This window comes from bacterium, from assembly GCA_014360495.1.
In the GTDB taxonomy this organism is placed as follows: domain Bacteria; phylum Armatimonadota; class JACIXR01; order JACIXR01; family JACIXR01; genus JACIXR01.
The window spans coordinates 17997-41547 of the sequence record JACIXR010000002.1; the positions used below are offsets into that span (position 1 = coordinate 17997).

Annotated in this window: 20 protein-coding genes; 14 read left to right on the forward strand and 6 right to left on the reverse strand. The window is 46.8% G+C overall.

All coding sequences use genetic code 11. The features are described from left to right. Positions 1 to 55: 55 nt before the first annotated feature. Entirely contained in the window at positions 56 to 1171 is a 1116-nt protein-coding gene (locus tag H5T88_01675; protein MBC7329048.1) for an aldose 1-epimerase family protein, read from the forward strand. Between the two features lie 258 nt (positions 1172 to 1429). Here the strand turns inward: H5T88_01675 and H5T88_01680 are convergent, their stop codons facing one another. The 4 genes from H5T88_01680 to H5T88_01695 form a co-directional block, all read right to left on the reverse strand. Next, a complete protein-coding gene (locus H5T88_01680) occupies positions 1430 to 2503 on the reverse strand; it encodes a site-2 protease family protein (GenBank protein ID MBC7329049.1) in 1074 nt (357 codons plus the stop codon). Beyond that, the gene (locus tag H5T88_01685; protein ID MBC7329050.1) at positions 2504 to 3628 is read right to left on the reverse strand and encodes a 1-deoxy-D-xylulose-5-phosphate reductoisomerase; all 1125 of its coding nucleotides are present in this window, start codon (positions 3626 to 3628) and stop codon (positions 2504 to 2506) included. Next, positions 3603 to 4325, reverse strand: a complete 723-nt coding sequence (locus H5T88_01690; protein ID MBC7329051.1) for an isoprenyl transferase — start codon at positions 4323 to 4325, stop codon at positions 3603 to 3605. Before H5T88_01690 ends, H5T88_01685 begins: the two co-directional genes overlap by 26 nt. A gap of 64 nt (positions 4326 to 4389) precedes the next feature. Continuing rightward, on the reverse strand, positions 4390 to 5346 hold the full coding sequence (locus H5T88_01695) for a Gfo/Idh/MocA family oxidoreductase (protein ID MBC7329052.1): 957 nt from the start codon (positions 5344 to 5346) through the stop codon (positions 4390 to 4392). A 194-nt stretch (positions 5347 to 5540) separates the two neighbouring features. On the opposite strand from H5T88_01695, the gene H5T88_01700 reads away from it, so the two are divergent. The 13 genes from H5T88_01700 (at position 5541) to glmS (ending at position 20595) form a co-directional block, all read left to right on the forward strand. Then, a complete protein-coding gene (locus H5T88_01700; protein MBC7329053.1) occupies positions 5541 to 5693 on the forward strand; it encodes a hypothetical protein in 153 nt (50 codons plus the stop codon). Positions 5694 to 5920: 227 nt separating this feature from the next. Then, positions 5921 to 8227: a glycoside hydrolase family 2 gene (locus tag H5T88_01705; protein ID MBC7329054.1), complete on the forward strand. Its 2307-nt coding sequence runs from the start codon at positions 5921 to 5923 to the stop codon at positions 8225 to 8227. A gap of 291 nt (positions 8228 to 8518) precedes the next feature. Next, on the forward strand, positions 8519 to 9898 hold the full coding sequence (locus H5T88_01710) for an FAD-binding protein (protein MBC7329055.1): 1380 nt from the start codon (positions 8519 to 8521) through the stop codon (positions 9896 to 9898). Between the two features lie 20 nt (positions 9899 to 9918). Further along, on the forward strand, positions 9919 to 11142 hold the full coding sequence (locus tag H5T88_01715; protein ID MBC7329056.1) for a DUF362 domain-containing protein: 1224 nt from the start codon (positions 9919 to 9921) through the stop codon (positions 11140 to 11142). 63 nt (positions 11143 to 11205) lie between these two features. After that, positions 11206 to 12225 carry a PKD domain-containing protein gene (locus H5T88_01720; protein ID MBC7329057.1) on the forward strand — a complete coding sequence of 340 codons (1020 nt, stop codon included), beginning with the start codon at positions 11206 to 11208 and terminating at the stop codon, positions 12223 to 12225. A 14-nt stretch (positions 12226 to 12239) separates the two neighbouring features. Continuing rightward, entirely contained in the window at positions 12240 to 12992 is a 753-nt protein-coding gene (locus H5T88_01725) for a YebC/PmpR family DNA-binding transcriptional regulator (protein ID MBC7329058.1), read from the forward strand. 152 nt (positions 12993 to 13144) lie between these two features. Next, on the forward strand, positions 13145 to 13834 hold the full coding sequence (locus tag H5T88_01730; protein MBC7329059.1) for a DUF1559 domain-containing protein: 690 nt from the start codon (positions 13145 to 13147) through the stop codon (positions 13832 to 13834). A gap of 18 nt (positions 13835 to 13852) precedes the next feature. After that, positions 13853 to 14065 carry a hypothetical protein gene (locus H5T88_01735; GenBank protein ID MBC7329060.1) on the forward strand — a complete coding sequence of 71 codons (213 nt, stop codon included), beginning with the start codon at positions 13853 to 13855 and terminating at the stop codon, positions 14063 to 14065. A 160-nt stretch (positions 14066 to 14225) separates the two neighbouring features. Further along, positions 14226 to 15929 carry an endo-1,4-beta-xylanase gene (locus tag H5T88_01740; GenBank protein MBC7329061.1) on the forward strand — a complete coding sequence of 568 codons (1704 nt, stop codon included), beginning with the start codon at positions 14226 to 14228 and terminating at the stop codon, positions 15927 to 15929. 16 nt (positions 15930 to 15945) lie between these two features. Further along, positions 15946 to 16416 carry a D-lyxose/D-mannose family sugar isomerase gene (locus H5T88_01745; protein ID MBC7329062.1) on the forward strand — a complete coding sequence of 157 codons (471 nt, stop codon included), beginning with the start codon at positions 15946 to 15948 and terminating at the stop codon, positions 16414 to 16416. Then, positions 16417 to 17196 carry a creatininase family protein gene (locus tag H5T88_01750; GenBank protein ID MBC7329063.1) on the forward strand — a complete coding sequence of 260 codons (780 nt, stop codon included), beginning with the start codon at positions 16417 to 16419 and terminating at the stop codon, positions 17194 to 17196. Continuing rightward, complete coding sequence (locus H5T88_01755; GenBank protein MBC7329064.1) at positions 17183 to 18586, forward strand: hypothetical protein; 1404 nt, start codon at positions 17183 to 17185, stop codon at positions 18584 to 18586. Before H5T88_01750 ends, H5T88_01755 begins: the two co-directional genes overlap by 14 nt. A 194-nt stretch (positions 18587 to 18780) precedes the next feature. Further along, positions 18781 to 20595 (forward strand): glutamine--fructose-6-phosphate transaminase (isomerizing), encoded by a 1815-nt coding sequence (glmS, locus tag H5T88_01760; GenBank protein ID MBC7329065.1) that lies wholly within the window; start codon positions 18781 to 18783, stop codon positions 20593 to 20595. Here glmS and H5T88_01765 read toward each other — a convergent pair. Beyond that, positions 20582 to 22822, reverse strand: a complete 2241-nt coding sequence (locus H5T88_01765) for a DEAD/DEAH box helicase (protein ID MBC7329066.1) — start codon at positions 22820 to 22822, stop codon at positions 20582 to 20584. The genes glmS and H5T88_01765 overlap by 14 nt on opposite strands. Then, positions 22803 to 23543, reverse strand: a complete 741-nt coding sequence (gene tatC / locus H5T88_01770; protein ID MBC7329067.1) for a twin-arginine translocase subunit TatC — start codon at positions 23541 to 23543, stop codon at positions 22803 to 22805. Before tatC ends, H5T88_01765 begins: the two co-directional genes overlap by 20 nt. Positions 23544 to 23551: the final 8 nt, after the last annotated feature.

The window sequence follows — 23551 nt, forward strand, 5'->3', positions numbered from 1 at the left end:
TCTTTTGTTTCTTCTAAAATTATATCAATTAAAAGAAAAAGGAGGGAGATAAAATATGAAATTTGCAGGCAAATTATGGAAGAAAGAAGACATTTTGCGAAGAGTGGGAGATGTAAGCCAGATAGGCGGAGTGAGGTTTTTTGAGCTTGGCGATGGAAAAGAAAGGGGAGTGAGAGCACTTGATTTTCGTTGTGGGAACGGTTTCAACTTCTTGGTTCTTGCGGATAGGGGAATGGATATCTCTCATGCGGAGTATCAGGGTAAGGCGCTTGGCTGGATATCAGCGACGGGACAGGTCGCTCCCTATTACTTTGAACCAGAGGGGATGGGTTGGCTTCGCTCCTTCTTTGGCGGGCTCCTCACCACCTGTGGATTGACCTACGCGGGAGCGGCTGGCGAAGACCCTCAAGCTGAATGCTTCGTCTCCTGTGCACCCTGCAAGGAATTGGGGAAATGCTATCTCGGGCTTCACGGAAGGATATCAAATACGCCCGCTGAGAAAGTTGTCTATGGAGGGGAATGGGAAGGGGATGAGTATGTGATTTTCGCTGAAGGAACGATGAGGGAAAGCGTTGTCTTCGGAGAGTGTCTGGAGATGCGACGGAGAATCTGGACATATATCGGGGAAAGACGTTTGTTTATCCGAGACAGGATAAAAAATATCGGCTTCGTTCCCTCACCTTTAATGCTACTCTATCACATAAACATCGGCTTCCCCATAGTAGATGAAGGCTCCTACCTTTTAGGAGCGATAAGGAACGCCGTCCCAAGGGATGAGGAGGCGGAGAAGGGAATTGCTGATTTCAATCGCTTTGTTGCACCCATTCCCGGCTTCAAGGAGCAGGTTTTCTATCTGGACTTGAAAGAGGACGCGGAGAAAAAGATAACAGTGGGGATAGCTAACAAGGGATTGATGGAGGGAATGGCTTTCTATGTGAAATACAACAAAGAGAGCCTTCCATTCTTCACGGAATGGAAGATGATGGGAGAGGGAGTGTATGTGGTGGGACTGGAACCGGGGAACTGCCATGTTCAGGGAAGAGCGAAGGAAAGGGAGATGGGAACACTTGAAATCCTTGAACCCGGAGAGGAGAAAGTGGTGGAACTAGAAATGGGCGTGCTTCTCAAAGGGGAGGTAGAGGCTTTAGAGCAGAAGCTAGGAAACTTATAGCATAGTCTCTAAGATAAAGGATTTTAAAGGAAAACGGGATAGGTGTTCCCGTTTTTATTAAATGTCGGCTGATTTTTCTCTTCCTCAGCCCACGCTATCCCTCTTGGGTCAAGGTCCTTTGAGGTAATGATAAAGTCTTATTTTGTCCATCAAAAAGAAGCCCAGCTCCCTCGTTATTCGGGGGATTTCCTCGTTGGTTACCCCCTCAAAACAATTTATATTCCATCCTGAGAAGCAAATCCCAATGATAACAAGATTTTATTGGAAAAGCCTGCGGATATCAAATAGGGTAAGAATCGCCATAAGTCCGAGGAGTAGGGCTATTCCTATTGAATTGACCAGGACTATCTTCTTGTAATCTATATTCCTCTTGAAAATGCCTGCGTAAATGGAGTTGATGAGCATAATAAAGAGAAGACCTCCATCCAAGCCAGGAATGGGGAAGAGATTGAAGACTGCGAGATTGACGCTTATCATCGCTATCCTATCCATAAGAACAGAGAAGCCCAAACGAGCCCCCTCCCCGGTAATCTTTGCCACAGCAACCGGTCCTCCCACCTCCACCGGCACCTTCTTCGTTATCGCTAAATAGGGATAACTAACGACAAGACGAGTGAGATAATATGTATCCTTTAATCCCGCCCACACAGCTTCACCAAAGGGCATCTTCTTGGTTATGCTCGTGAAAACTATCCCTATCCTTCCCACCTCCACCTGCTCTATCCTTCCTTTCACCCTCCTATACGATTTCTCCGCCTGAGGAACAACATGAAATGAAAGAATCTTTCCATCCCTCTCCACCTTAACGAGAACAACTTGATTCGCTCGCTTTTCAATCTCCTGCCTCAGCTTCTCCGGCTTATCGGATTGAACATTCCCAACCGCTATCAGTTTATCTCCCGCCATTATCCCCGCCCTCTCAGCAGGGCTACCGGGAAGAACCCGCTCTATCTTGTTCGTGATTCCAACGGTTTTACCCACGAACATCCCCAAGCAGCCGAATATGACGATAGCTAAAACGAAGTTCATCAGAGACCCAGCAAAGAGGACGAGGATGCGCTGATGGAATGGTCTTTGCATAAAACCCTTGCCTTCCTTCCAAGCTTCCGCGTCCATTTCCATCTCCGCAATGTTCACATACCCTCCGAATAAGATGGGGCGAATGGAGTATTTGGTCCCACCCATCATAAAAGATATAGCGGGTTTGCCAAAGCCTATGGAGAATTCCTTTACCTCCATTCCAAAGGCTTTGGCGAATATCAAGTGCCCAAACTCGTGGACAAGCACCAATATGCTTATAGCGAAGACGAAAGATATTAATGTCAAGAGCAATTACATCGTCTCCTTTAAGACCTCTTCCTTCGCCCACTCATAGGCTTGAAGGATATCCTCTAAAGTTGGTTCCTCCTTGCCCTCGTGCTTGGTGAGAGCCCTCTCAACGAGCGAAGGAATCTCAACAAATTTTATTTTCTTCCTCAAAAACAAATCCACAGCCGCCTCATCGGCTCCGCAGAGGACAGCGGGATAGGTTCCTCCCTTCTCTCCCGCTTCCCTGCATAATTTTACCGCAGGGAAGCGCCTTTCGTCAAGTTGCAGGAAGGTCAGGGAAAGATTAGAAAAGTCAAGGGGAGGAATGAGTGAAGGGAAACGCTGGGGATAAAGGAGGGCGTATTGGATTGGCAATCTCATATCAGGGAATGATAAATGGGCTTTAATTGAACCATCCTCAAACTCAACAAGAGAATGTATGATGCTCTGGGGATGAACGATTACATCTATCCTTGACAAGGGTAAATTGAAAAGCCATTTAGCCTCTATTATTTCCAATCCTTTGTTGAAGAGGGTCGCGGAGTCTATCGTTATCTTTTTCCCCATATGCCAAGTTGGGTGTTTTAGAGCTTCCTCCGGCGTTATCTCGGGAAACCTTTCCAGAGGGGTATTCAGGAAAGGACCGCCTGAGGCGGTAAGGATTATCCTTTTAATGGAGTTTTCCTCCCCCCTGAGAAGCTGATAGACTGCCGAATGCTCGCTATCAACGGGGATGAGCTCTCCCACCTCTCTCATCACCAGCTCGCCACCACAGACGAGCACCTCCTTTGCAGCGAGAGCCACCCTCTTACCAGTCCTCAAAGCGATAATCGTTGGCTCAATCGCTATGGGAGAGGGGATGGCAACGAGCAATATATCAACTTCCGGATGCCCAGCTATATAGGAGAGCCCTTCATTTCCCGTCAGAATTTCCTTTTCCGGAAATTCCTTCCTCAGAAGGGGAAGGTATTCTGGGTAGCTCATATGGATAATTTGGGGGTTAAAGCGAAGGGCTTGCTCGCGAAGAGAGGCGTAGTTCTTTCCCGCCGAGATGGCGAAGAGGGATAGTTTATCACTATGCCTTTCAATAACTTGGAGAGCCTGCTGACCAATTGAGCCAGTGCTACCTAATATTGCTACTCTCTTCATCAGCCAATCCACCGAACTTCCTTTTCCTTCTCTTATAATCCTCTATCGCTTTGATTAGGTCCTCCTTTGTGAAATCAGGCCACAATGTATCGGTTATGTAAAACTCGGTATAAGCGATTTGCCAGAGGAGGAAATTTGAAATCCTCTGCTCCCCAGCTGTTCTAATCAAGAGGTCGGGGTCGGGAATATCCCTTGTATAAAGGTAGGAGGAAAATGATGCCTCATCAATATCCTCAATCTCACCACTTTTAACTTTCTCAATAATCCTCTTACAAGCTTGGACAATCTCCGCCCTCCCTCCATAATTTATCGCCAATATAAGATGAAGGTCCTTATTTTGTGCTGTTTCCTCCTCCGACCGCTTTATCTCTGCCTGCAGGTCCAAGGGAAGTTCATCCCTCTTACCTATAACTATCACCCTTACCCCCTTCTCTTTCAACTCGGGGGTCTGGGACCGGAGCTGTTCCCGGAGGAGCATCATTAATCCCTCTACCTCCTCCTTCGGTCTGCGCCAATTCTCTGTTGAGAATGTATAGAGGGTAAGATAAGGGATGCCGAGGTCCCTGCAGGCTTCAACTATTCGTCGCACCGCTCCCACACCGGCTAAATGTCCCTCCAGGCGAGGAAGCCCGCGCCTCTGCGCCCAGCGCCCGTTTCCATCCATAATTATTGCTATATGGCGAGGATTTTTGTCCATATTTTCACCTTCATATATTTTAAATGTTTTGAACCCTTTAGGAAAATCAACTTCGCTCTAAATCTCACATTTGATAAATATAAAGCGAATTTATGAACTCCATCGTTTTTAGGGCGTCCAAGAGGTTCGTCACAGGCTGTTTCTTTTCCCTCAGACATTCTATGAAATGCTTATTCTCAAAATAAAAGCCAGCGAATTTAATGAACTCATCGCTTCCCGCCGCTTCCTCCGTCCTCAAAATCTCAGGAGTTTCCGAGTTATCTTTATAAAATATCGCCTCCTTCTCCGGGTCGACAAAGGCTACTATCCCCTTGCCATGCATCTCCACGGAGTAAATCCTCTTCCCGCTCGTCCAGTTAGCCGACAATATCCCTGTCGCTCCGGAATCAAACTCAACCAAGGCGAGAAACATATTCTCGTAATTAGAGAAGTTGTTCTTTATTATGCTCCTCACTTTCTTTGGTTCCCCTCCCATCCACCTCAATATATCAACAGAATGGATTGCATCGCTCGTCAAGATATCCACCGCTCCTTCATAATAAGGAGGTTGACCGAGGTAATTCTTGAAAAAGTTAGCCTGGCAGTGAACCATCCCTCCCCTTTCTTCTATCCTCCTTTTCGCCTCCACCATCACTGGGGCAAATCTCCTTTGAAAGCCAACCATAGTCAGAACTCCCATTTTCTCCGCCATTTGGGCGAGGCTCCTCGTCTGATAAAGAGTTATCCCCGGCGGCTTCTCAACGAAGATGTTCAATTGTTGGGATAGGCAGAAGATGGCAATATCAAATAGATGGTGAGGTGGAACTATTATATATACCGCATCTGGGGCTGTCTCCTCAATCATCCTCCTATAATCTGTGTATACCTTCTCTATTTCGTATTTCTCCGCAGTGTTTTTTGCCCTCTCATAGACCAAGTCACACACAGCGCAAATTTTGACATCTTCAATTTGGCTTAAGGAGGGAAAATGAACCCTGGTAGAATGGGCTCCTGCTCCTATAACCGCTATCTTTAAGCTCATTCTAATGCCTCCTCCCAAAAGTGAATTTGACGATAGAATTATAAAACGAAATGGAGTTTTGTTTAATAACTTGGGAAGAGTATATATGTTCTTGGCGAGGAGCGAAGCGACTCCCTTGTAAAAGAAATTTAAAAAGAACTTTTAAGTTTTTTAAAGACTTTCTACGCGCTAACGCTAAAATATTCAGTCTTGCAGTGAGAATCTATTTATTGTTATTGCTAGGCTTCCCAAAGGGAAGCTGTGGCACTCTTTTGGGACGCCTCGTCGCTTTGCTCCTCTCAGTGACAGTCGGGGACATAGAAAAAAGATATTGTCACGCCTTCCGCTTCGCAGAAGGCTGGCAATGACAGTGGGGGTTCTTACCCCACTACGGAAGGAATTGTCGCTAAAACCTATACCCATAGATGCAAGCTCAGGGAAGGCGGGCGTGGTAATGAGAGACTCCAAATATCCTCTTCTATCAATGATTTGAAAATTCCACCCTCTTATTATACTCTTTTCTTTATCTAAATTATTTAAAAATTTCTATTCCCTAAAACAATATAAATCATATAATTTTTTATGAGCAATCTCTATGCATTACAGAAAAATTTTCTCTTTGATAATCTCTATTTTGATTTTATCACTTATGGAAGGAGCGTTGCCTATGGACAAGACATCCCAATGGCATCCTGCCGAGCTAACTCTCTCCACCCCCTGGACAGAAGAGGTGAACCCAAACGCACCCCATCCGGAATATCCTCGCCCCCAGCTCGTTCGCAAGGGATGGATTAACCTCAATGGTCTTTGGGACTACGCTATAAGGGAGAGAAGCGATGCTACACCCAGCGAATTTGATGGGAAAATACTCGTCCCCTTCCCTGTGGAATCCGCCCTCTCTGGAGTGAAGAAGACGATAGAATCAAATCAATATCTTTGGTATAGAAGAACTTTCAAGACCCCTTCTCTTCCTCAAGGGAAAAAATTGCTGCTACATTTCGGCGCTGTTGATTGGGAATCTAAAGTTTATCTCAACGGAAAAGAGATAGGAACTCATAGAGGCGGATATGACTCCTTCACCTATGATATAACGGATTATGTTAAGAGGGATGGGGAAAACGAATTAATAGTAAGGGTTTGGGACCCCACAGAGGATGGTCGCCAGGCGAAAGGAAAGCAATTAAGGCGAGCGGTCAGGGAGCCAGGAGGGATAATGTATACCCCTACATCGGGAATCTGGCAGACTGTTTGGCTGGAAATCGTTCCCGAAACCTATATTGAGAACCTAAGGATAATCCCAGATGTTGATAAAAAGTCAGTGCATATAACTGTGTTTACAGCGGGAAATACAGCCGATGCTATCGTTCAGATTTTTGTGCAAGAAGGAAGAAAGGTTGTGGGAAAGGAAAATGGGAAAGCTGGGCAAGAAATAACAATCCCTCTTCCCAATCCCAAGCTTTGGAGTCCGGATAATCCCTTCCTCTACTCCCTCAAGATAGAGCTTCTCTCTGGGGGAAAGAAGATAGACGAAGTGGAGAGTTATTTCGGGATGAGAAAAGTAGAGATAGGGAAGGACGAAAAGGGTATCACTCGCATCCTAATAAATGGAAAATTCATCTTCCAGAGAGGACCTCTGGACCAAGGTTTTTGGCCGGATGGAATCTACACCGCTCCCACTGATGAGGCTCTCCGTTTTGATGTTGTGATGATGAAAAAGCTTGGCTTCAACTGCGTGAGGAAACATGTGAAGAGAGAGCCCGACCGCTGGTATTATTGGTGCGATAAGCTCGGGCTTTTGGTTTGGCAGGATATGCCAGCTGGCGGTGTTGGCGTGGAGGCAAATGGTGAAAAGGATGGAAGACCAATTTCCCTTGAGGAGGCGCAACAGTTTGAAGGGGAATTGAGGGCAATGGTTAAGCAACTCTTCAATCACCCTTCCATTATTATGTGGATTGTCTTCAACGAAGGATGGGGGCAGTATGATACCGCCCGCTTAGTGGAAATGGTGAGGGAAATTGATAACACAAGATTAATCAGTGGTGCGAGCGGATGGTTCGTGTATTCCGGAATCGGAGATATTATAGATATTCACAGCTATCCCGGACCTGCCTGTCCTGAATTTGAGGAGAAAAGGGCTGCTGTTTTGGGGGAATTTGGTGGCTTGGGCTTCGTAGTTGAAGGGCATACTTGGATTAAAACCGGTTGGGGATATCGTTCCTTTTCCTCCCAGAAGGCTCTAACCAAGGCTTATCTTAAAGTATGGCAAGGAGCATGGGAGCTGTGCGAGAAAAAAGGTCTATCAGGGGCGATTTACACCCAGCTGACCGATGTAGAAACGGAGCTTAACGGAATCCTCACCTATGACAGGCGCGTTCTCAAAATGCCTCTCGCCGAGATTTCTGAAGCGGTAGGCAAAGGGAAATTCCGCCTCCCTCGCTATAAAGTTCTTCTTCCCTCTGCTAAAGATGAAAAGGTCCTCTGGCGCTACACTCTGAACGACCCTCCAGAGGATTGGATGAAGCCGGAGTTTGATGATTCCTCCTGGGAAGAGGGAGTGGGAGGATTTGGAGCCCCAGGGACTCCCGGTTCAATCGTCGGAACAGAATGGCGGACCTCGGACATATGGCTACGAAGGAAGTTTCATCTCCCAAAGCTTTCGGAGAAGGAATTGGAAAATTTGATTTTGATTATTCATCACGATGAAGATGCGGAAGTTTATATCAACGGGGTTTTGGCAGTTAAATTGCCGGGCTTCACAACCGATTACGAAGAAGAGGAGATTCCCAAGGAAGCTCTAAAAGCATTGAATTTAGGAGGAGAAAATGTCTTGGCGATACATTGCCATCAAACGGTTGGAGGTCAATACATAGACGCGGGGCTTTCTCTTGAAATAAAAGATTGAGCGAGAAGTGGATTAAAGCTTCTGCAAATTTCACACCAAATATTTGCAGTTAAAAGGATTGCCTCACTTATGCTTCCCAAGTTGAGCAAATCCAGTCGTCATCACCCATAGATACGAATCACTAAAGGATGGGTTAACAATGCTCCCTCCTCTCTCATTGCGAGGCTTCCCTTACGGGAAGCCGTGGCAATCTCTATGGTTATGAGACCTCCAAATTTTTGACAGCTCTATTTGATGGAATATTTATTTTTACTTGACGCTGGGGGTGAGAGGGATAATTATAATATAGAGATGCTTGCCCCCAGAATCTTGAATAAGTTAGAGGAAATTTTAGGAAAAGAGAGACTTCTCAAGGAGTGGGAGGAACGGTTGGCATATTCCTATGATTCCCAAGTTGAGGAATCCATCCCTGCCGCCATTGCCTTCCCCCAAAACGAAGAGGAAATCTCCCAGATTATGAAGCTTGCCTATGAGGAGGAATTCTTCGTCGTCCCTCGCGGCGCAGGAACAGGATTGAGCGGCGGTTCCGTTCCCCTTAACGATGCCCTCGTCTTGAGTTTTGAGAAGATGGACAGGATAATCCAAATAGACGAGCAAAACCTCTATGCAATTGCCCAGCCCGGCGTCATAACTTTAAATTTTCAAAACGAGGTAGAGAAAAGAGGGCTACTCTATCCTCCCGACCCCGCGAGTGCCAAAGCTTCAACCCTTGGCGGAAATATAGCGGAAAACGCGGGTGGCTTGAGAGGTTTTAAATATGGGGTTACTAAAGATTATGTTCTATCCATGAAGGCGGTATCGCCCCAGGGTGAATTTCTAAATTTGGGAGCGAAAACGATAAAATCCGTCTCCGGCTATGACCTCGTAAGTTTGTTTTGTGGCTCTGAGGGAACGCTGGGCATAATCTATGAGGCTACCCTTAAACTCCTCCCTCTCCCCGAGTCCTGGTCCGCTATGCTTATCATCTTTCCAACACTTGATGAGGCGGCTAGCGCCGTCTCCTTAATAATCGCCGAGGGCATCATCCCTTCTTCCTTGGAAATTATGGACAATTTCACAATTAATGCGATTGAGGACTACAAACATCTCGGCTTGCCAAGGGATGCTGGAGCGATAGTCCTCTTGGAGGTTGACGGCTACAGGGAGAGCGTTGAGAGGGAAATGGGTAAGGTTGAGGCACTTTTAGGCAAAATGAAGGTCAGCGATGTGAAGAGGGCAAGGGAACAGAAAGAAAGGGATGCGATTTGGGAAGGAAGGCGTTCCGCTCTCGCAGCCTTGGCGAGGATAAGCCCAACAACATTACTTGAAGATGTAACCGTCCCCCGCTCTCAACTCTCCGCAATGGTCAAGGAAATTGAGAGGATAGCTAAAAAATACAATCTCAAAATAGGAACATTCGGACACGCCGGGGATGGAAATCTCCATCCTACCTTCCTCACAGATTGGAGGGACTTAGAGGAAAGGGAGAGGGTGAAAATGGCGATAGATGAGTTATTCAGCTCCGCTGTTGAATTGGGGGGAACCCTTTCAGGCGAGCACGGGATCGGCTTAGCGAAGGCTCCTTTCCTCCCCAAGGAGTTCAACAAAGCAACTATAGAAGCTATGAAGGCAATCAAGAAAGCCCTGGACCCAAAGGGGCTTTTAAATCCAGGAAAGATTTTTCCAGATTGATTTGAAAGGAGGTAAAGATAATGTCTGCAAATGTTTATTTTGCCGATGTGAGAAAGCAGTATAACCAGCACGGCTTTCCCACTATGAGCAATCCCCAAAGGATTCAAAAGCTGTTTGAGGCAGCTGACCTTGGCTCCTGCATAAGCGAAGGGGATATGGTGGCAATCAAGATTCCCTTCGGCGGTCTCACCCGCCAATATGGCATCCATCCAATCATCGTCAGCACGGTTGTGGAAGAGGTAAAGAAGCGAGGGGGAATCCCCTTTATAACGGAGACTTATGCCTGGCATTTCTCAATGTCCTGGGGAGCTGGGGCTCCAAGCGGACTTATGAATATAGCAAAGAAGGGTTATAGTCAGCTCCTCGGAGCTCCTTTGATATTCGCCGATGGCATAAAGGGAGTGCATAGGGAAGTCGTTCCAGTTGACGGACTGATTCTCAAAGAAGTGGATGTAGCGGGCGAGATTTATCAGGCAGACGCTATGATAGTCATCAGCCATCTTACGGGACATCCTATGAGCGGATATGCTGCCACCCTAAAGAACATAGGAATGGGGTGCTCGGCGAGGCGCGGGAAAGCATTGATTCACGCTGGAGCGGAGACGAAAGTTGCTTGGGATAAGGAAAAATGCATCTTCTGCCTTCGCTGTGTTAGGGTTTGCGCCAGCAAGGCAATTTCCTATGAGGAAAACGAGATAAGGATAAATAGGGAAAAGTGCATAGGTTGTGGCGATTGCACATTTTTCTGCCCTACCAACGCCTTGAGGATGGAGGTAATCCATCCTCATCCAGAGGAATTAGCTATGCTTTATCATGGAAAGCTCTGCTCTCCGGCGACAGAGCTTCAACAAATAAAGCTCGCCGATGCGGTAAAGGGAATACTTTCCACATTCAAGGAAGGGAAAGTGGGCTTCATAAACGATGTGACAAATGTTACATACGAGTGCGATTGCTCTCCTACCGCTACAGTTCCCATAATCTGCGATGTGGGCTTTCTCGCCTCCAAGGACCCAGTTGCGATTGATAAAGCAGCGATTGACCTCGCGATTCAATCCCCGGGCTATCCCGTAGGCTTAGCCAGCCTCCTTGAAGACCTCTCTCCCGGAGTTGATAAGGCTGGAGCGCTTTATAAGAAGCTCCTCCCCAACGATGTTTATAGGGAGGATTTCTGGCGGATTCATCTTGAAGCAGCAGCTAAAATCGGCGTAGGTGAATTGGAATACAATCTAATACAGGTGGTATAAATTATTTGCAAATTTTTGCGAAATGTTATATAATTTTAAAAACCGAATCTGGAGGGGTTTAATATGCCGAAAAATAGAATTATCTGCTTTGTGATTTCGGTCTTTTTAGCTCTGGGAATTGCTCTTCCCCAGGAGCTGCTAATTTTCAATGGGCAACCACTTAGCGAGCTCAAGATACAGGCTGGCGGTTGGGGCAGTGGGACTTTGGCTGAATCCAAGGACATAATATATCAAGGCACCTTTTCCCTAAAGCTCATATCCTACAACTATTATGAGGGAGGAAGACTTGATTTCTCCACTCCCTTGGACCTTAGCTCGTATCTCAAAAATCCCTTCGCCTTCCTGCGCTTCCGTATCTTCCCAACCACATCGCCTGCAGCTACCCCATTCCCAGGCGCTGGTGGCTTTATGCCCGGTGGAGGAGCGTTTGGACCAGGAGGAATGTTCGTTGCCCCTCCTGGCGGTCTCGGAGGAATGCCCGGCGGTGCACCGGGAATGCCCGGCGGTGCACCGGGGATGCCCGGCGGCGCACCAGGAATGCCCGGCGGTATGCAGTTCCCAGGTGGAACATATCCTTCGGTATATCAACTGAAGAGCTTCCGCATAGTCCTAATCTGCGAGGATGGTCTTTTGGTATCGGAGGATTTCCCCTTTGAAATGCAGATAGTTATGGGAGAGAGATTCTATTCCGTTGCCATCCCTTTCAACACCTTTAAGGGAAACGGCAACGGAAGAGTCAAAAGGATGCTCATCTTCACAAACTCTCCTCAAACAATATACATTGGGCAGATCAGCGTAATCGTTGACGACACCCCTATCACGGTCGTCGTCCCCTCAAAAAGCATTGCGGCGAGGGTCAATACTTATGTTCAGTTCTCCGCTTTTGCCAGAGCGGGAGTTTCCAGCCTTCGCTATACTTGGGATTTTGATGACTCCAATGGAATTCAAGAAGAAGCAATAGGCAGAACCGTCCTCCACAGCTTCACCAAAACAGGCACTTTTAATGTCACCGTAACAGTGAGCGACCTTGCGGGCGTTAAAAAGCCCGTTCAAGAAAAAATCAAAGTGGAGGTACTGAGATAAAAGAGGTGTGAACTATGTCTGGACACTCTAAGTGGCACAATATAAGAATCAAGAAAATGAAGATGGACCAATTGCGGGGGAGGCTATTCTCCAAACTCTCCCGCGAGATTATGGTGGCGGCAAGGCTGGGTGGAATTGACCCTGAGGCGAACCCTCGCCTCCGCCTCGCCATATCCAAGGCGAAGGAAGCAGGAATGCCCAGCGAAAACATAGAGCGCCTTTTAAAGAGGGCATCTGGAACCACAGATGAGATGCGCTATGAGGAAGTGACTTACGAAGGCTATGGACCAGCGGGCGTTGCCTTGATGATTGAGGTCCTCACCGATAATAGGAATAGAGCAGCTCAGGAGATAAGGGCAATCCTTTCCCGAAATGGAGGGACCCTTGCCGAGGCAGGAAGCTGCTCTTGGCTTTTTGAAAGGAAAGGCGTTTTGCTCATACCAAAGGGAGAGGTGGATGAGGATACGGTGCTAAGCATCGCCATTGAAGCAGGAGCTGAGGATGTGAAAACAGACGACCCAGATAATTATGAAATCGTAACCGCTCCGGAAGACTTGGAGGAGGTAAAAGAAGCCTTTGAGAAAGAGGGAATAAAGATTGCCTCCGCAGACCTCACGATGCTCCCCAAGACAACGGTGAGAGTAGAAGGCAAGGAAGCAATGGCTGTGCTTCGCTTAATGGAGCTATTGGAAGAGCAAGAGGATGTACAAAGGGTCTACGCAAACTTTGACATTCCCGACGAAATAATGTCCACAGCAAGTCAATGAACCATATGGAAGCCTAAGGAGGTGATGGTTATTTGAGAGCTCGCTAAAAGGAGGAAGAGCCTTTCGCTCCCTGTATCTTCCTCGCCTTGAAGAAAGGAAACAAAGTTAGGGAGCTAAATCTAAAAACAAGGGAGGTGCAAATTTTTAATTATATGGAGAGACGAGGCTTTACATTGATAGAACTGCTTGTTGTGATTGCGATTATCGCCATTCTGGCGGCCATTCTCTTCCCTGTTTTCAGCCAGGCAAGGGAAAAGGCGAGACAAGCTAATTGTCTATCCAATCTCAAGAATATAGGGCAAGCAGCGCTGATGTATCTACAAGACTGGGATGAGTACGCTCTCCATCAGTGCCAACCAAATAATGGGATGGGTTCCTGGGCAGCCACACTTCAGCCGTATATAAAGAATTGGGGAATCTATTGGTGCCCTACCCTAGGCATTCCTGACACCACAGGCTGGCCTGATTGTGTGAAGGCAATAGTTCCACACTACGGGCTCAACGGTTGGGGCACAGCGGAATATTTTACGGGTAGCTCCTGGCCCTGGCGAAGGTATGGTGCGCAAAACCGCCCCTCTGAGCGCTGCTGGTTCATTGATACAATCTATTGGGATAAGCCCACGGGAAGAGCTTATGCCTGGGGTTATTTCACCTTCTGGAACCAATATTCCGCAGCCATGGACCCTACCTGGGACCTCACAGATTCCCGCCATCAAGATGGTTTCAATGTCCTCTTCTTGGATGGACATGTTAAATATGTAAAGAGGGACCAGGTATGTCAGGAAGGAAACTACTGGTATAAACTGGAATTCTGGGGCAATGTCTGGAGCCCTACCGATTAAGGAAAGGAGGCTAACAAGTTGAAGAAAGAGGTATCCCCTGCCGTTGTTATAATCATAATAATCGTCGTTCTCGCTATTATCATATTCGCCTTCTATAAGGCCACCGCAAAACGAGTTAAAACCCCACCACCCGGAGTTATGCCGATGCCTAAAGCTGCCCCCGGTGCGATTCTCCCACTTCCTCTTTTCGGTTCGCAAAACTTAACGCCTCCTATCGTTTTCACAAGCTAACCAGCATTCGCCGCCCTAATACTATCTTAGCAAAACCTTCCCCCATTCGGGGAAGGCTGTGGTTTTTTGGGGTTAATCTCTGCTTTAAACAATGAATCCTCGTCTCTAAGAATCATTCATCCACTTTTGTACCAGGTCATCTTTTGTTAAAATAATATTTATGAAGTGCACCTCTATTGCCTGGCTACTAATTCTCTCTCTATCCTCTTCTCTATTTGCCAAAGAAGAAGGGTTCTTCGCTATTGCTACCGGTGCCGAGACGCTTGGATATTATCATAAGCTCTTCCCCTTGCTAAAGGAGGCAGGCATAACTTGGGTTCGCATCTTCCCCGAATGGGCACAAATCCAGCCAAAAGAGGGTGAATGGGATTTCTCTTTAGCGGATTCAATCTTAAAATCGGCTAAGGAAAACAACCTCCAAATCCTGGGCATTTTCCTCTACCTCGCCCCCTGGGTTTCCGCGAAACCTCCCTCAACTCGCGCCTTTCCAATTAAAGACATCAAATATTGGAGAGATTATGTGAGGGAAGTTGTGAAAAGATATAAGGGACAGATAAAATACTGGGAAGTTTACAACGAGTTCGCCTCATTTAGCGAAAACGGCACGCTAAAAGATTACGCGGAGTTAGTGAAAAACGCTTATGATGTCGCTAAAGAAATAGACCCTGAATGCAAAGTCGGTATGAATTGGAATGAATTTGATTTAACATCTCTTGAGAAGGTCATTGAGTTAGGAGCGGGAGGGCATTTTGATTTCGTTTGCGTCCATCCCTACGCCCTGCTTGATAGGGTGATGAAGGGTAGAGAGGAAGCCTTTATCTCAATGATGGACAACTTCCGCAAATTATTGAGAAAAACGGGGCAAAGGGAGGATATTCCCCTTTGGGTAAGTGAAATAGGACAGCCAGCGAAAAATGAACCAGCCCATGAATCAAGGCAAGCAGAAGCGCTAATAAAGGCATATACCCTGTGCCTGGTTCAGGGAATAGAAAGGGTATTCTGGTTTGAGGGAAGGGGTCCTTCCTATGGTGAAGGCGGGAGCTTCGGGATAATAGGGGAAGATTGGGAGAAACGCCCATCATTCTACGCCCTTCAAACTTTAACTCGCCTCCTTGGTCCCAATCCAAAATATCTCGGCTGGTTCCCCCTCTCTCCTCTAAGCCGTTCCTTCGTCTTTAAAGGAGAGAAGGAGGCAGTTATGATAAGCTGGGCAATGGAGGAGGGAATTGAGATTTCCTTGCCAAAAGGGGTTCGTGTTCTTGATTTAACCGGTAAGCCCGTCTCCTTCAATGGCAAGCTCTCCCTTCCCAAAAGCCCTATCTTCATTTTGAATTTACCAAGCGATTGGGTCAATAGGGCAAGGCAAAATAAAGGAAAACCTTTCCCCTGGAATAGGGATTTCAGTAAGGCGAAGGAGATTTATTGGAAAATGGAAGAGAATGGGAAAGATAATGAGAACGGTTTATACCTCATAGATTGGCAAGATAAAGAGAATATTGTCCAAATAGAGGGAAGCTATGCCCGGCGAACTGATAGAGGGAAGAAGATTTATTATTTGGAATTCGATGTAGATGATAGCTTCGCTTCAATTGGAGACAAGGAATTGGAGATAACCGTCGTTGCCTGCAGACTGGATGCCGCTCAACCTGAGGGAACGGGTTGTAATTTGATTTATGAATCAAAGGAGGGCTACCGCCATATCAATGATTGGTGGACGATTCCCTCCGAGCCAGGCTGGCACCAATACACATTTCATATAAACGATGCGAACTTCGCAAATTGCTGGGGTTGGAACTTCTGCATAAGTGTAGTCGCCTCCCCCGGAGATATCTGCGTTAAGGAAGTCATCGTTCGGAAGCGATAGAAAAGGAGGTTTGGAAATGAAAGCAGATTGGACTGAGGAAAAGGAATTAAAAGAAGAAAAGGGGAAGATTCTAAGGGAAGCGGAGGGAATCATCTCCAAATGGGGATTGAAGATGCCGAAAACGGTTTGCCTTGTCTTGGATTTCGGATTGGCAGATTTCTACAATCAAGGATTAGTTGAGTTCTGGGTTGCGAACGAAGAGAAGGAAGGATACTGCGGAAAGTTCCTCTTCCTATTTGAAAATCAAACATGCCCTACCCATTTCCATAAATTCAAACACGAAACCTTCTTCATTGTGAAAGGGAAGGTGAAGATGAAAGCTAATGGGGAAGAATTCATAATGGCGGAGGGAGATGTGTTCCCTATGAAGCAGGGCACTCTTCATTCCTTTCAAGCCATTGAGGGTCCTGCTCTCATTCTTGAGGTTTCAAAGCCCTGCGTTCCCAAGGACAGCATCTTTGAGGATGAAAGGATAGGTGAACTGTGAATGGAATCAATCTATTTCGCCGATAAGAGTTGGCCGGAATTGGCGGAAGCAATTGAAAAGAACACCCTCCTAATCTTGCCTATCGGGACAATTGAGGAGCATGGGCGACATCTTCCAGTTTCCACGGATAGCGTGATTGTGAGCAAGATAGCAGAGGGAGCAGCGGAAAGATTGAAGGAGAAGATACCCATCCTCGTCCTCCCAACATTGTGGACAGGCTACTCCGCTAAGGAGATGACTCGCTGGCCAGGAACGATTAGGGTAAATCCCCTCGTCTTAATTCAGCTTATCCACGACATCCTTGCCTCTCTCATAGAAATGGGCTTCAAGAAAGTAATAATCTTGGATGGGCATGGTCATCATAGGGGTATAATAGAGGTAGCTTTGCGACAAATTGGAGACGAATATGGCGTCTATCCCGCAAGCATTAGCCCGGCGGGTCTCAGCGCTTCCCTTTACAGCAAAATAAGGAAATCAAAAATCGGCGGAAGCATTCACGGAGGGGAATGGGAAACATCCTTGATGCTTTACTTCAAACAACCAGTGAATAAAGACGAATTCACAAACGAGGATGTAATGCGTTACCATTCCGAATTCGTCCCAGGCGATAACTTCGTTTCGGGCAAGGGAGTTTTTTGGTCAACTTGGGGGATACAGAAGAGCAAAACAGGCATATACGGCGACCCAACTTGCGCAAGCGAGGAAACGGGAAAATTAATTTATGAGGAGATAGTAGAAAAGCTCTGCAAATTCATAGAGGAATTTTATGCGAGGGATTAGTTTCCTCGGCATAGATGTGGGAACAAGCAGTTGCAAGGGAATATTGGTAGATGAAAAAGGAAGGATAATAGCCCAGTCCCAAGCTTATTACTCCCTCATTTTCAACGAATTCGGAATAGAGCAATCCCCATCTGAGCTATGGGAAGGTGTTAAGAAAACGATCGGTAAGATAATAAAAGGGGCGGATGTTGAGATAAGAAGCGTGGGTATAACCTCTCAGGGTATAACCTTTATACCCGTCGACAAAAAAGGGAATCCTCTGGCAAACGCCATTTCTTGGCTTGATACGAGGGCGGCGGAGGAATTGGAAGAGATTTTAAGCTTCTTCAGCGAAAAAGAGATTTTCTCCCTAACCGGCAAAAGGGTGGAAGCTTATTATGTCCTCCCTAAGCTCCTCTGGTTGAGGAGGCATAACAGAGAGATTTACGAAAAAGCGGATAAGTTTCTTTTGGTGGCAGACTTCGTCATCAAGAAACTCACAGGTGAAACCTCAACAGACCACACGCTTGCGGGAGGAACGCTTCTCTACGATGTAGCGAGAAATAACTGGGCTTCAGGGATTATGGAAAAATTTTCCATCTCTCCCTCAAAACTTCCCCCTTTGGTCTGGGCAGGAAATACAGTGGGTATTGTTCAAAACGAAGAAACGGGTGTGAAGAAAGGGACACCAGTTGTTATTGCGGGGCAGGACCAAAAATGCGCCGCTTTTTCTTCTGGTTTAAGGGATGGGATTGCCACCCTCTCCCTCGGCACAGCCTCCGCTATCACGACTCTCGCCTACTACCCTCTTCTTGACGACGATATGAGGATTCCTCTTTTCCCATATTTCTCTCCTGGGTTATGGGTCTTGGAGGGAGTTGTCTCCACTGCCGGCGCTTCATATGATTGGGGAAGAAAAGCTATAGGAGGGAAAATTAAAAGGCTTCCCCCAATTGAGAGAATTCATCAAGCTCCCTTCTTCCTCCCCCATCTTTCCGGTGCTTCCTCGCCTATATGGAGGAAGGAAGCAAGAGGGAGCTTCCGAAATCTATCTCTATCAACAACAGCTGAGGAGATGCTTTTCTCTATTTTAGAGGGTGTATGTTTTGAGATAAGGAGAAATGTTGAGGTTATGGAGGAGCTAAGGGGGGAACTGAATGCTTTCATAGCTTTTGGAGGAGGAGCAAAGGAGGAAATCTGGAGGAAAATCCTTACAAATGTTTTGGGGAAAGAAGTTTATTTCCCGGATATTAGAGAGACAACCGCTTATGGAGCGGCTCTTCTGGCGGGGAGGGCTTCTGGCTTCTTTGAAGAGTTGCCTAAGCAAAGAGGGAAATACCTTGAGCCAGACGAAGAGTTGAAGAAAATACTTGAAGAACGCTATTCCCACTATAAAACCCTTGAGCTTTAAAATTTCTTTGTCATTCTGACCCTGCCTAAGGCGGGCGTGGCAATCCCCTCGCCCATAACCAAAAAATTCTTTCTCTATTCAGATAGACGCCGAAAAAGCAATAGAAAATTAATTCCACATCTTATTTGCCCTTCCGAAGCACAAAATGTAAAATTTTAAAGGAAGAAAAATAGAAAGGAGTGAATATTTGTCAGATGAGTTGCGGAATAGTCGCTTATGTTGGTCCAAGAAAAGCTCTTCCCGTTCTCTTTGACACTTTGAAGAGGCTTGAATACCGGGGCTATGACTCAGCTGGCGTCGCCCTCCTTACAGAGGATGGGATTTTCCTTGCCAAGCAGAAGGGAAAGATTAAGGACCTGGAAGAAAGGCTAAAGAATGAGGAGATAAAAAGCGGTATAGGCATCGGGCATACCCGCTGGGCTACCCACGGACGCCCAAGCGATTTCAATGCCCACCCCCATCTTGACTGTAATGCGAATATAGCCGTTGTCCACAACGGGATTATAGAGAATTACAGCGAATTGAGGGAAGAACTGAAGAGCAGAGGGCATAACTTCCGTTCCGAGACAGATACCGAGGTAATTCCCCACCTCTTAGAGGAAAACTTCTCTGGAGACCCCCTAAAGGCTTTACAAAAAGCTGTTTCTCGTCTTCAAGGTTCTTACGCCGTTGCGGCTATCTTTAAAGGGATTGATAAGGTTTTCTTTGCTCGCAAGGACAGCCCCTTGATAATCGGCTTAGGTGAAGGGGAAAACTTCCTCGCCTCCGATATCCCAGCGGTCTTGCCCTACACGAAGAAGGTCATCGTCTTGGAGGATGGGGATACTGGGTTCATTTCCTCCACTGACTACTCCATCTTCCAAGGAGAAAGACAGATTGAGAGAAAGATAATGGAGGTGCCCTGGGACCAGCAGGCAGCGGAGAGGGGTGGATTTGAGCACTTTATGATTAAGGAAATCCTTGAGCAAGACCAATCCATAAGGGATACATTGAGGGAGAGATTGCGTGAGGATGGTGATGTTGACCTATCCAAGGAGCTTGCACCCTTAGCCGATAAGCTTCCCAACCTTCGCAGGATTTTCATCGTTGCTTGCGGAACCGCCTATTATGCGGGAATGGCGGGAAAATATTTCATAGAAAGCCTCCTGGGTATCCCTGTGGAGATAGATATAGCCTCAGAGTTCAGGTATAGGGCTGTTCCCGTGATGGAGGGGGATTGGCTGATTTTGGTCAGTCAATCCGGCGAGACCGCTGATACCCTCGCCGCCTTGCGAGATATGAAGAAGAAAGGCGTTCCAACCGTAGGGATTGTCAACGCGGTGGGAAGCTCCATTGCAAGGGAATCGGATGTAACCCTTTATACGAGGGCGGGTCCCGAGATATGCGTTGCCTCAACCAAAGCTTACACAGCGCAGGTGACCGTTTTCTACCTTTTGGGACTCTATCTCGCTAAGGTTTTGCGTGGCATGGACATTCGCCCCTTCGGGAAGGAACTCCTCACTCTTCCCCAAAAAGTTGCTGAAGTGCTTGCGAAAAGAGAGGAAGTAGAAATGGCGGCGGAAGACCTATACAAGGAAAGGGACTTCTTCTTTATCGGCAGAGGAATGGATTACGGAGTGGCTTTGGAAGGAGCTTTGAAGCTCAAGGAGATATCCTATTTGAGGGCAGAGGCATTCGCTGCGGGTGAGCTCAAACATGGACCTCTCGCTCTCATATACGATGGCGTTCCGGTTGTAGCTGTTGTAACTCAGGAAGCCCTGCGGGATAAAACGATTTCCAATATTGAGGAGGTCTGGGCGAGAGGGGCGAGAGTGATTGGAGTGCTCAGGGAAGGCGACCCCCTCGCTGATGAGCTCTCAATCACCTTCACAATTCCCAATACTATAGACTATTTCACCTCCCCTCTTGCTGTGATTCCCCTCCAAATGCTCGCTTATTACATCTCACGCAAGCTGGGGAGGGAAATAGACCAACCAAGAAATCTCGCGAAGAGCGTCACCGTTGAGTGAAGAGGGAACTAAGAAGGGCAATAGCTCCCCTCTTATCCATTGGCTGATTGTTGTTGCCACATTTTGGAGATAGCACACAAGCGGGACATCCCTCCTCGCAGGGACATTCTTTTATCAGCTTTAGGGTGAAATCCAAAAGCTCTTCCGCCCTTTCATAACCCCTCTTGGCTATCCCCACGCCTCCCGGATAGGCATCGTAGATGAAGACGGAGGGATGAGCGGTATCGGGATGAAAGGGAGTGGAAACTCCACCTATATCCATCCTATCGCACATAGCGAAGAGGGGAAGCACACCAATGCTCGCATGCTCTAAAGCATGAAGAGAACCAGCCAAATCGTAATTTCTCTTTATCTGCTCCTCAATCTGGGAAGGAATGAGGATGAACATTGCCTGCGTTTGAAATCTCACAGTTGGCAAATCCAAGGGCACAATCCTTATAACCTCATCCGTATAAAGCCTCTTCATTCTATAACCCGTCACAGTTTCCGCTACCTCCACATTGGCAAATCCCTTCGTAACCAAGGGATTTTGCTTGAGGGGAGATACATCCAATACATCAAGAACGCTTATCTCCGTCATGGAAATTGCCTCGGTGTAGTAATCAGCTTGCGTAGGGACGACATAGGCTTTTCTCCCCTTTAGGTCGAATTCATAAACTAAATAGCTTTCCCCTTGATAGAGATAAATCGCTCCTTCGTGTATGGTCTTAAAAGCCCTTATTCCATCCTCGGTTCCTATCACCTTCCCACCCTTGGATAAATCCAAAATACAAAATTCCTGTTCCCTTATTGACCTAATGTCAACTTTTTCCGGAGGATATCCTCCCGCGCTCCAAACCCATTTCCTCCCCAATCTCCTGATTTTGCCTTCCTTCATGAGTTCCTCAATCAATGCGGGAGCGTTCTCCCCGAATAGCTCCAGCGATTCCTCATCCAAAGGGAGCTCAAAACAAGCACAGGAGAGATGGTCTTTGAGAATATAGGGATTTTGAGGGTCGCAAATTGCCTCCTCGGGAGGGGTTTTGAAAAGGTACTCCGGATGTCTTATGAGAAACTGGTCCAAGGCGTCCTCACCAGCGATGAGGATGACCAACCCTTCTTTCCTCCTTCCCGCCCTTCCCGCCATTTGAAAGGTAGAGGCTATGCTTCCCGGATAACCAACAAGTAGGCAAGCATCGAGCAACCCTATATCAATACCAAGCTCCAATGCCCTCGTAGCCACCACAGCTTGAAGCTCCCCTTCAAATAACATCCTCTCTATTTTCCTTCTTTCCTCAGGAGTATATCCCGCTCTATAAGGCATAATCGCCACATCGCTTGCCTTCTTAACATAACTGGCAATCAGCTCAGCCGTCTTCCTCGCTTTAGTAAAGGCAATCGTGCGAAGACCGTTCTCTAAGAGCCAGATTATCCCCTCCGCCGCCTCTATGTTTGGGCTCCTCCTTTCACCCGCACCTATCAAAGGGGGATTCCATAGAACGAATTTCTTCGCTGGTGAGGGAGAACCATCCTCCGTTATGGCAACCACTTCTAACCCCGAAAGGGTTTTGCAATGCTTATCGGGATTGGAGATTGTAGCGGAGCAGAAGACGAAAACGGGATGGGAGCCATAGTATTCCGCCACTCTCCGGAGACGCCTGAGGATGTTAGCGGTGTGCGAGCCGAAAACTCCCCGATAAGCGTGAACCTCATCAACAACTACCAACTTGAGATTCTTGAAGAATTTCTCCCAATCGGAATGTTTTGGAAGGATGCTTATATGGAGCATATCAGGATTTGAAAGGATTATCCTCATCTTCTCCCTTATTAATGCCCTTTGGGATATCGGAGTATCCCCATCGTAGGTAGCGCACAGATTGGAGAGCCCTAATTCCCTCAATTTCTTAAGCTGGTCCTGAGCAAGGGCTTTCGTGGGAAAAAGGTAGAGGAAAGTGCTATTCGGTTCCTCTAATAGATAAGTTAGAGTTGGGATTATATAGCAAAGGCTCTTCCCACTTGCCGTTCCCGTCGCTATCACTACATTCTTTCCCTGATAGATCGCTTCTATCGCCTTGATTTGATGGGAAAAGAGTTTTTTGATTCCCCATATTTCCAATTTCCTTTTTATTTCCTCTTTTACGAAAGAGGGAATCTCACCGTATTCTCCCTCTCTTCCCTCAATATGCTCAATGTGGACAATCCTCCTTCCAAAGCGTGAGGCTAGGGAATCAATGATTTGCTTCAGCAACCTTGCTTCTCCTCCGCTCCACAATGAAAGTGAGGAAAACGCTTAAGGTATACAAAAAGACGATGGGAACAGAGACAATCAAAAGGGTTATAACATCAACGGAAGGAGTAATTATCGCTCCAACTACGAATATGCCAACTATTATCTCCCTCCATTTGCTTATGAGCATCCTTGTGTTTATTATCCCTAAACCAGCCAGGAGCATAGAGATTAAGGGGAGTTGGAAGACAGCGCCAAACGCAATGAACATCTTCGCCAAAAGCATTAAATAGTTGTTTATGCTGAGGAAAGGTGTGACATCGGGAGGGCTCTGCTGGAGGAGGAACTTGAAGCCGGGAGGGATGATGAAGTAGGCGAAGACAACGCCGGCAAAGAAGAGAATAACGGAAGGGAAAACTACCAGCTTAGCCCCTCTTTTTTCGCTCGGGCTAAAGGCAGGAGAGAAAAAGCTCCATAATTCAAATAAAATGGGAGGAGCAGCTACAACCGCTCCCACTATCAAGGAAAACTCCATCTTTATCACGAACGGCTCCGTTACCCCAACTACAACGAAGCGCCCTTTCATCTCCTCAAGGAAGGGTTTAATGGGAAGGGTTAAGAGATTAAAGATATAAGGGTAAAAATACCATATAACGCTCGCACCTATCCCCACATAGATTATGCAGCGAATGAGACGCACCCTTAACTCGTCTAAGTGTTCCCAAAAGTCCATTTCTTTCATATCAGTCT

What these genes read in the sequence shown, in the direction of transcription:
- H5T88_01675 (MBC7329048.1), top strand. Translation starts at nt 56, where the DNA reads ATGAAATTTGCAGGCAAATTATGGAAGAAAGAAGACATTTTGCGAAGA.
- H5T88_01685 (MBC7329050.1), bottom strand. Translation starts at nt 3,628, where the DNA reads ATGAAGAGAGTAGCAATATTAGGTAGCACTGGCTCAATTGGTCAGCAG.
- H5T88_01690 (MBC7329051.1), bottom strand. Translation starts at nt 4,325, where the DNA reads ATGGACAAAAATCCTCGCCATATAGCAATAATTATGGATGGAAACGGG.
- H5T88_01695 (MBC7329052.1), bottom strand. Translation starts at nt 5,346, where the DNA reads ATGAGCTTAAAGATAGCGGTTATAGGAGCAGGAGCCCATTCTACCAGG.
- H5T88_01705 (MBC7329054.1), top strand. Translation starts at nt 5,921, where the DNA reads ATGCATTACAGAAAAATTTTCTCTTTGATAATCTCTATTTTGATTTTA.
- H5T88_01710 (MBC7329055.1), top strand. Translation starts at nt 8,519, where the DNA reads ATGCTTGCCCCCAGAATCTTGAATAAGTTAGAGGAAATTTTAGGAAAA.
- H5T88_01715 (MBC7329056.1), top strand. Translation starts at nt 9,919, where the DNA reads ATGTCTGCAAATGTTTATTTTGCCGATGTGAGAAAGCAGTATAACCAG.
- H5T88_01720 (MBC7329057.1), top strand. Translation starts at nt 11,206, where the DNA reads ATGCCGAAAAATAGAATTATCTGCTTTGTGATTTCGGTCTTTTTAGCT.
- H5T88_01725 (MBC7329058.1), top strand. Translation starts at nt 12,240, where the DNA reads ATGTCTGGACACTCTAAGTGGCACAATATAAGAATCAAGAAAATGAAG.
- H5T88_01730 (MBC7329059.1), top strand. Translation starts at nt 13,145, where the DNA reads ATGGAGAGACGAGGCTTTACATTGATAGAACTGCTTGTTGTGATTGCG.
- H5T88_01740 (MBC7329061.1), top strand. Translation starts at nt 14,226, where the DNA reads ATGAAGTGCACCTCTATTGCCTGGCTACTAATTCTCTCTCTATCCTCT.
- H5T88_01745 (MBC7329062.1), top strand. Translation starts at nt 15,946, where the DNA reads ATGAAAGCAGATTGGACTGAGGAAAAGGAATTAAAAGAAGAAAAGGGG.
- H5T88_01750 (MBC7329063.1), top strand. Translation starts at nt 16,417, where the DNA reads ATGGAATCAATCTATTTCGCCGATAAGAGTTGGCCGGAATTGGCGGAA.
- H5T88_01755 (MBC7329064.1), top strand. Translation starts at nt 17,183, where the DNA reads ATGCGAGGGATTAGTTTCCTCGGCATAGATGTGGGAACAAGCAGTTGC.
- glmS (MBC7329065.1), top strand. Translation starts at nt 18,781, where the DNA reads ATGAGTTGCGGAATAGTCGCTTATGTTGGTCCAAGAAAAGCTCTTCCC.
- tatC (MBC7329067.1), bottom strand. Translation starts at nt 23,543, where the DNA reads ATGAAAGAAATGGACTTTTGGGAACACTTAGACGAGTTAAGGGTGCGT.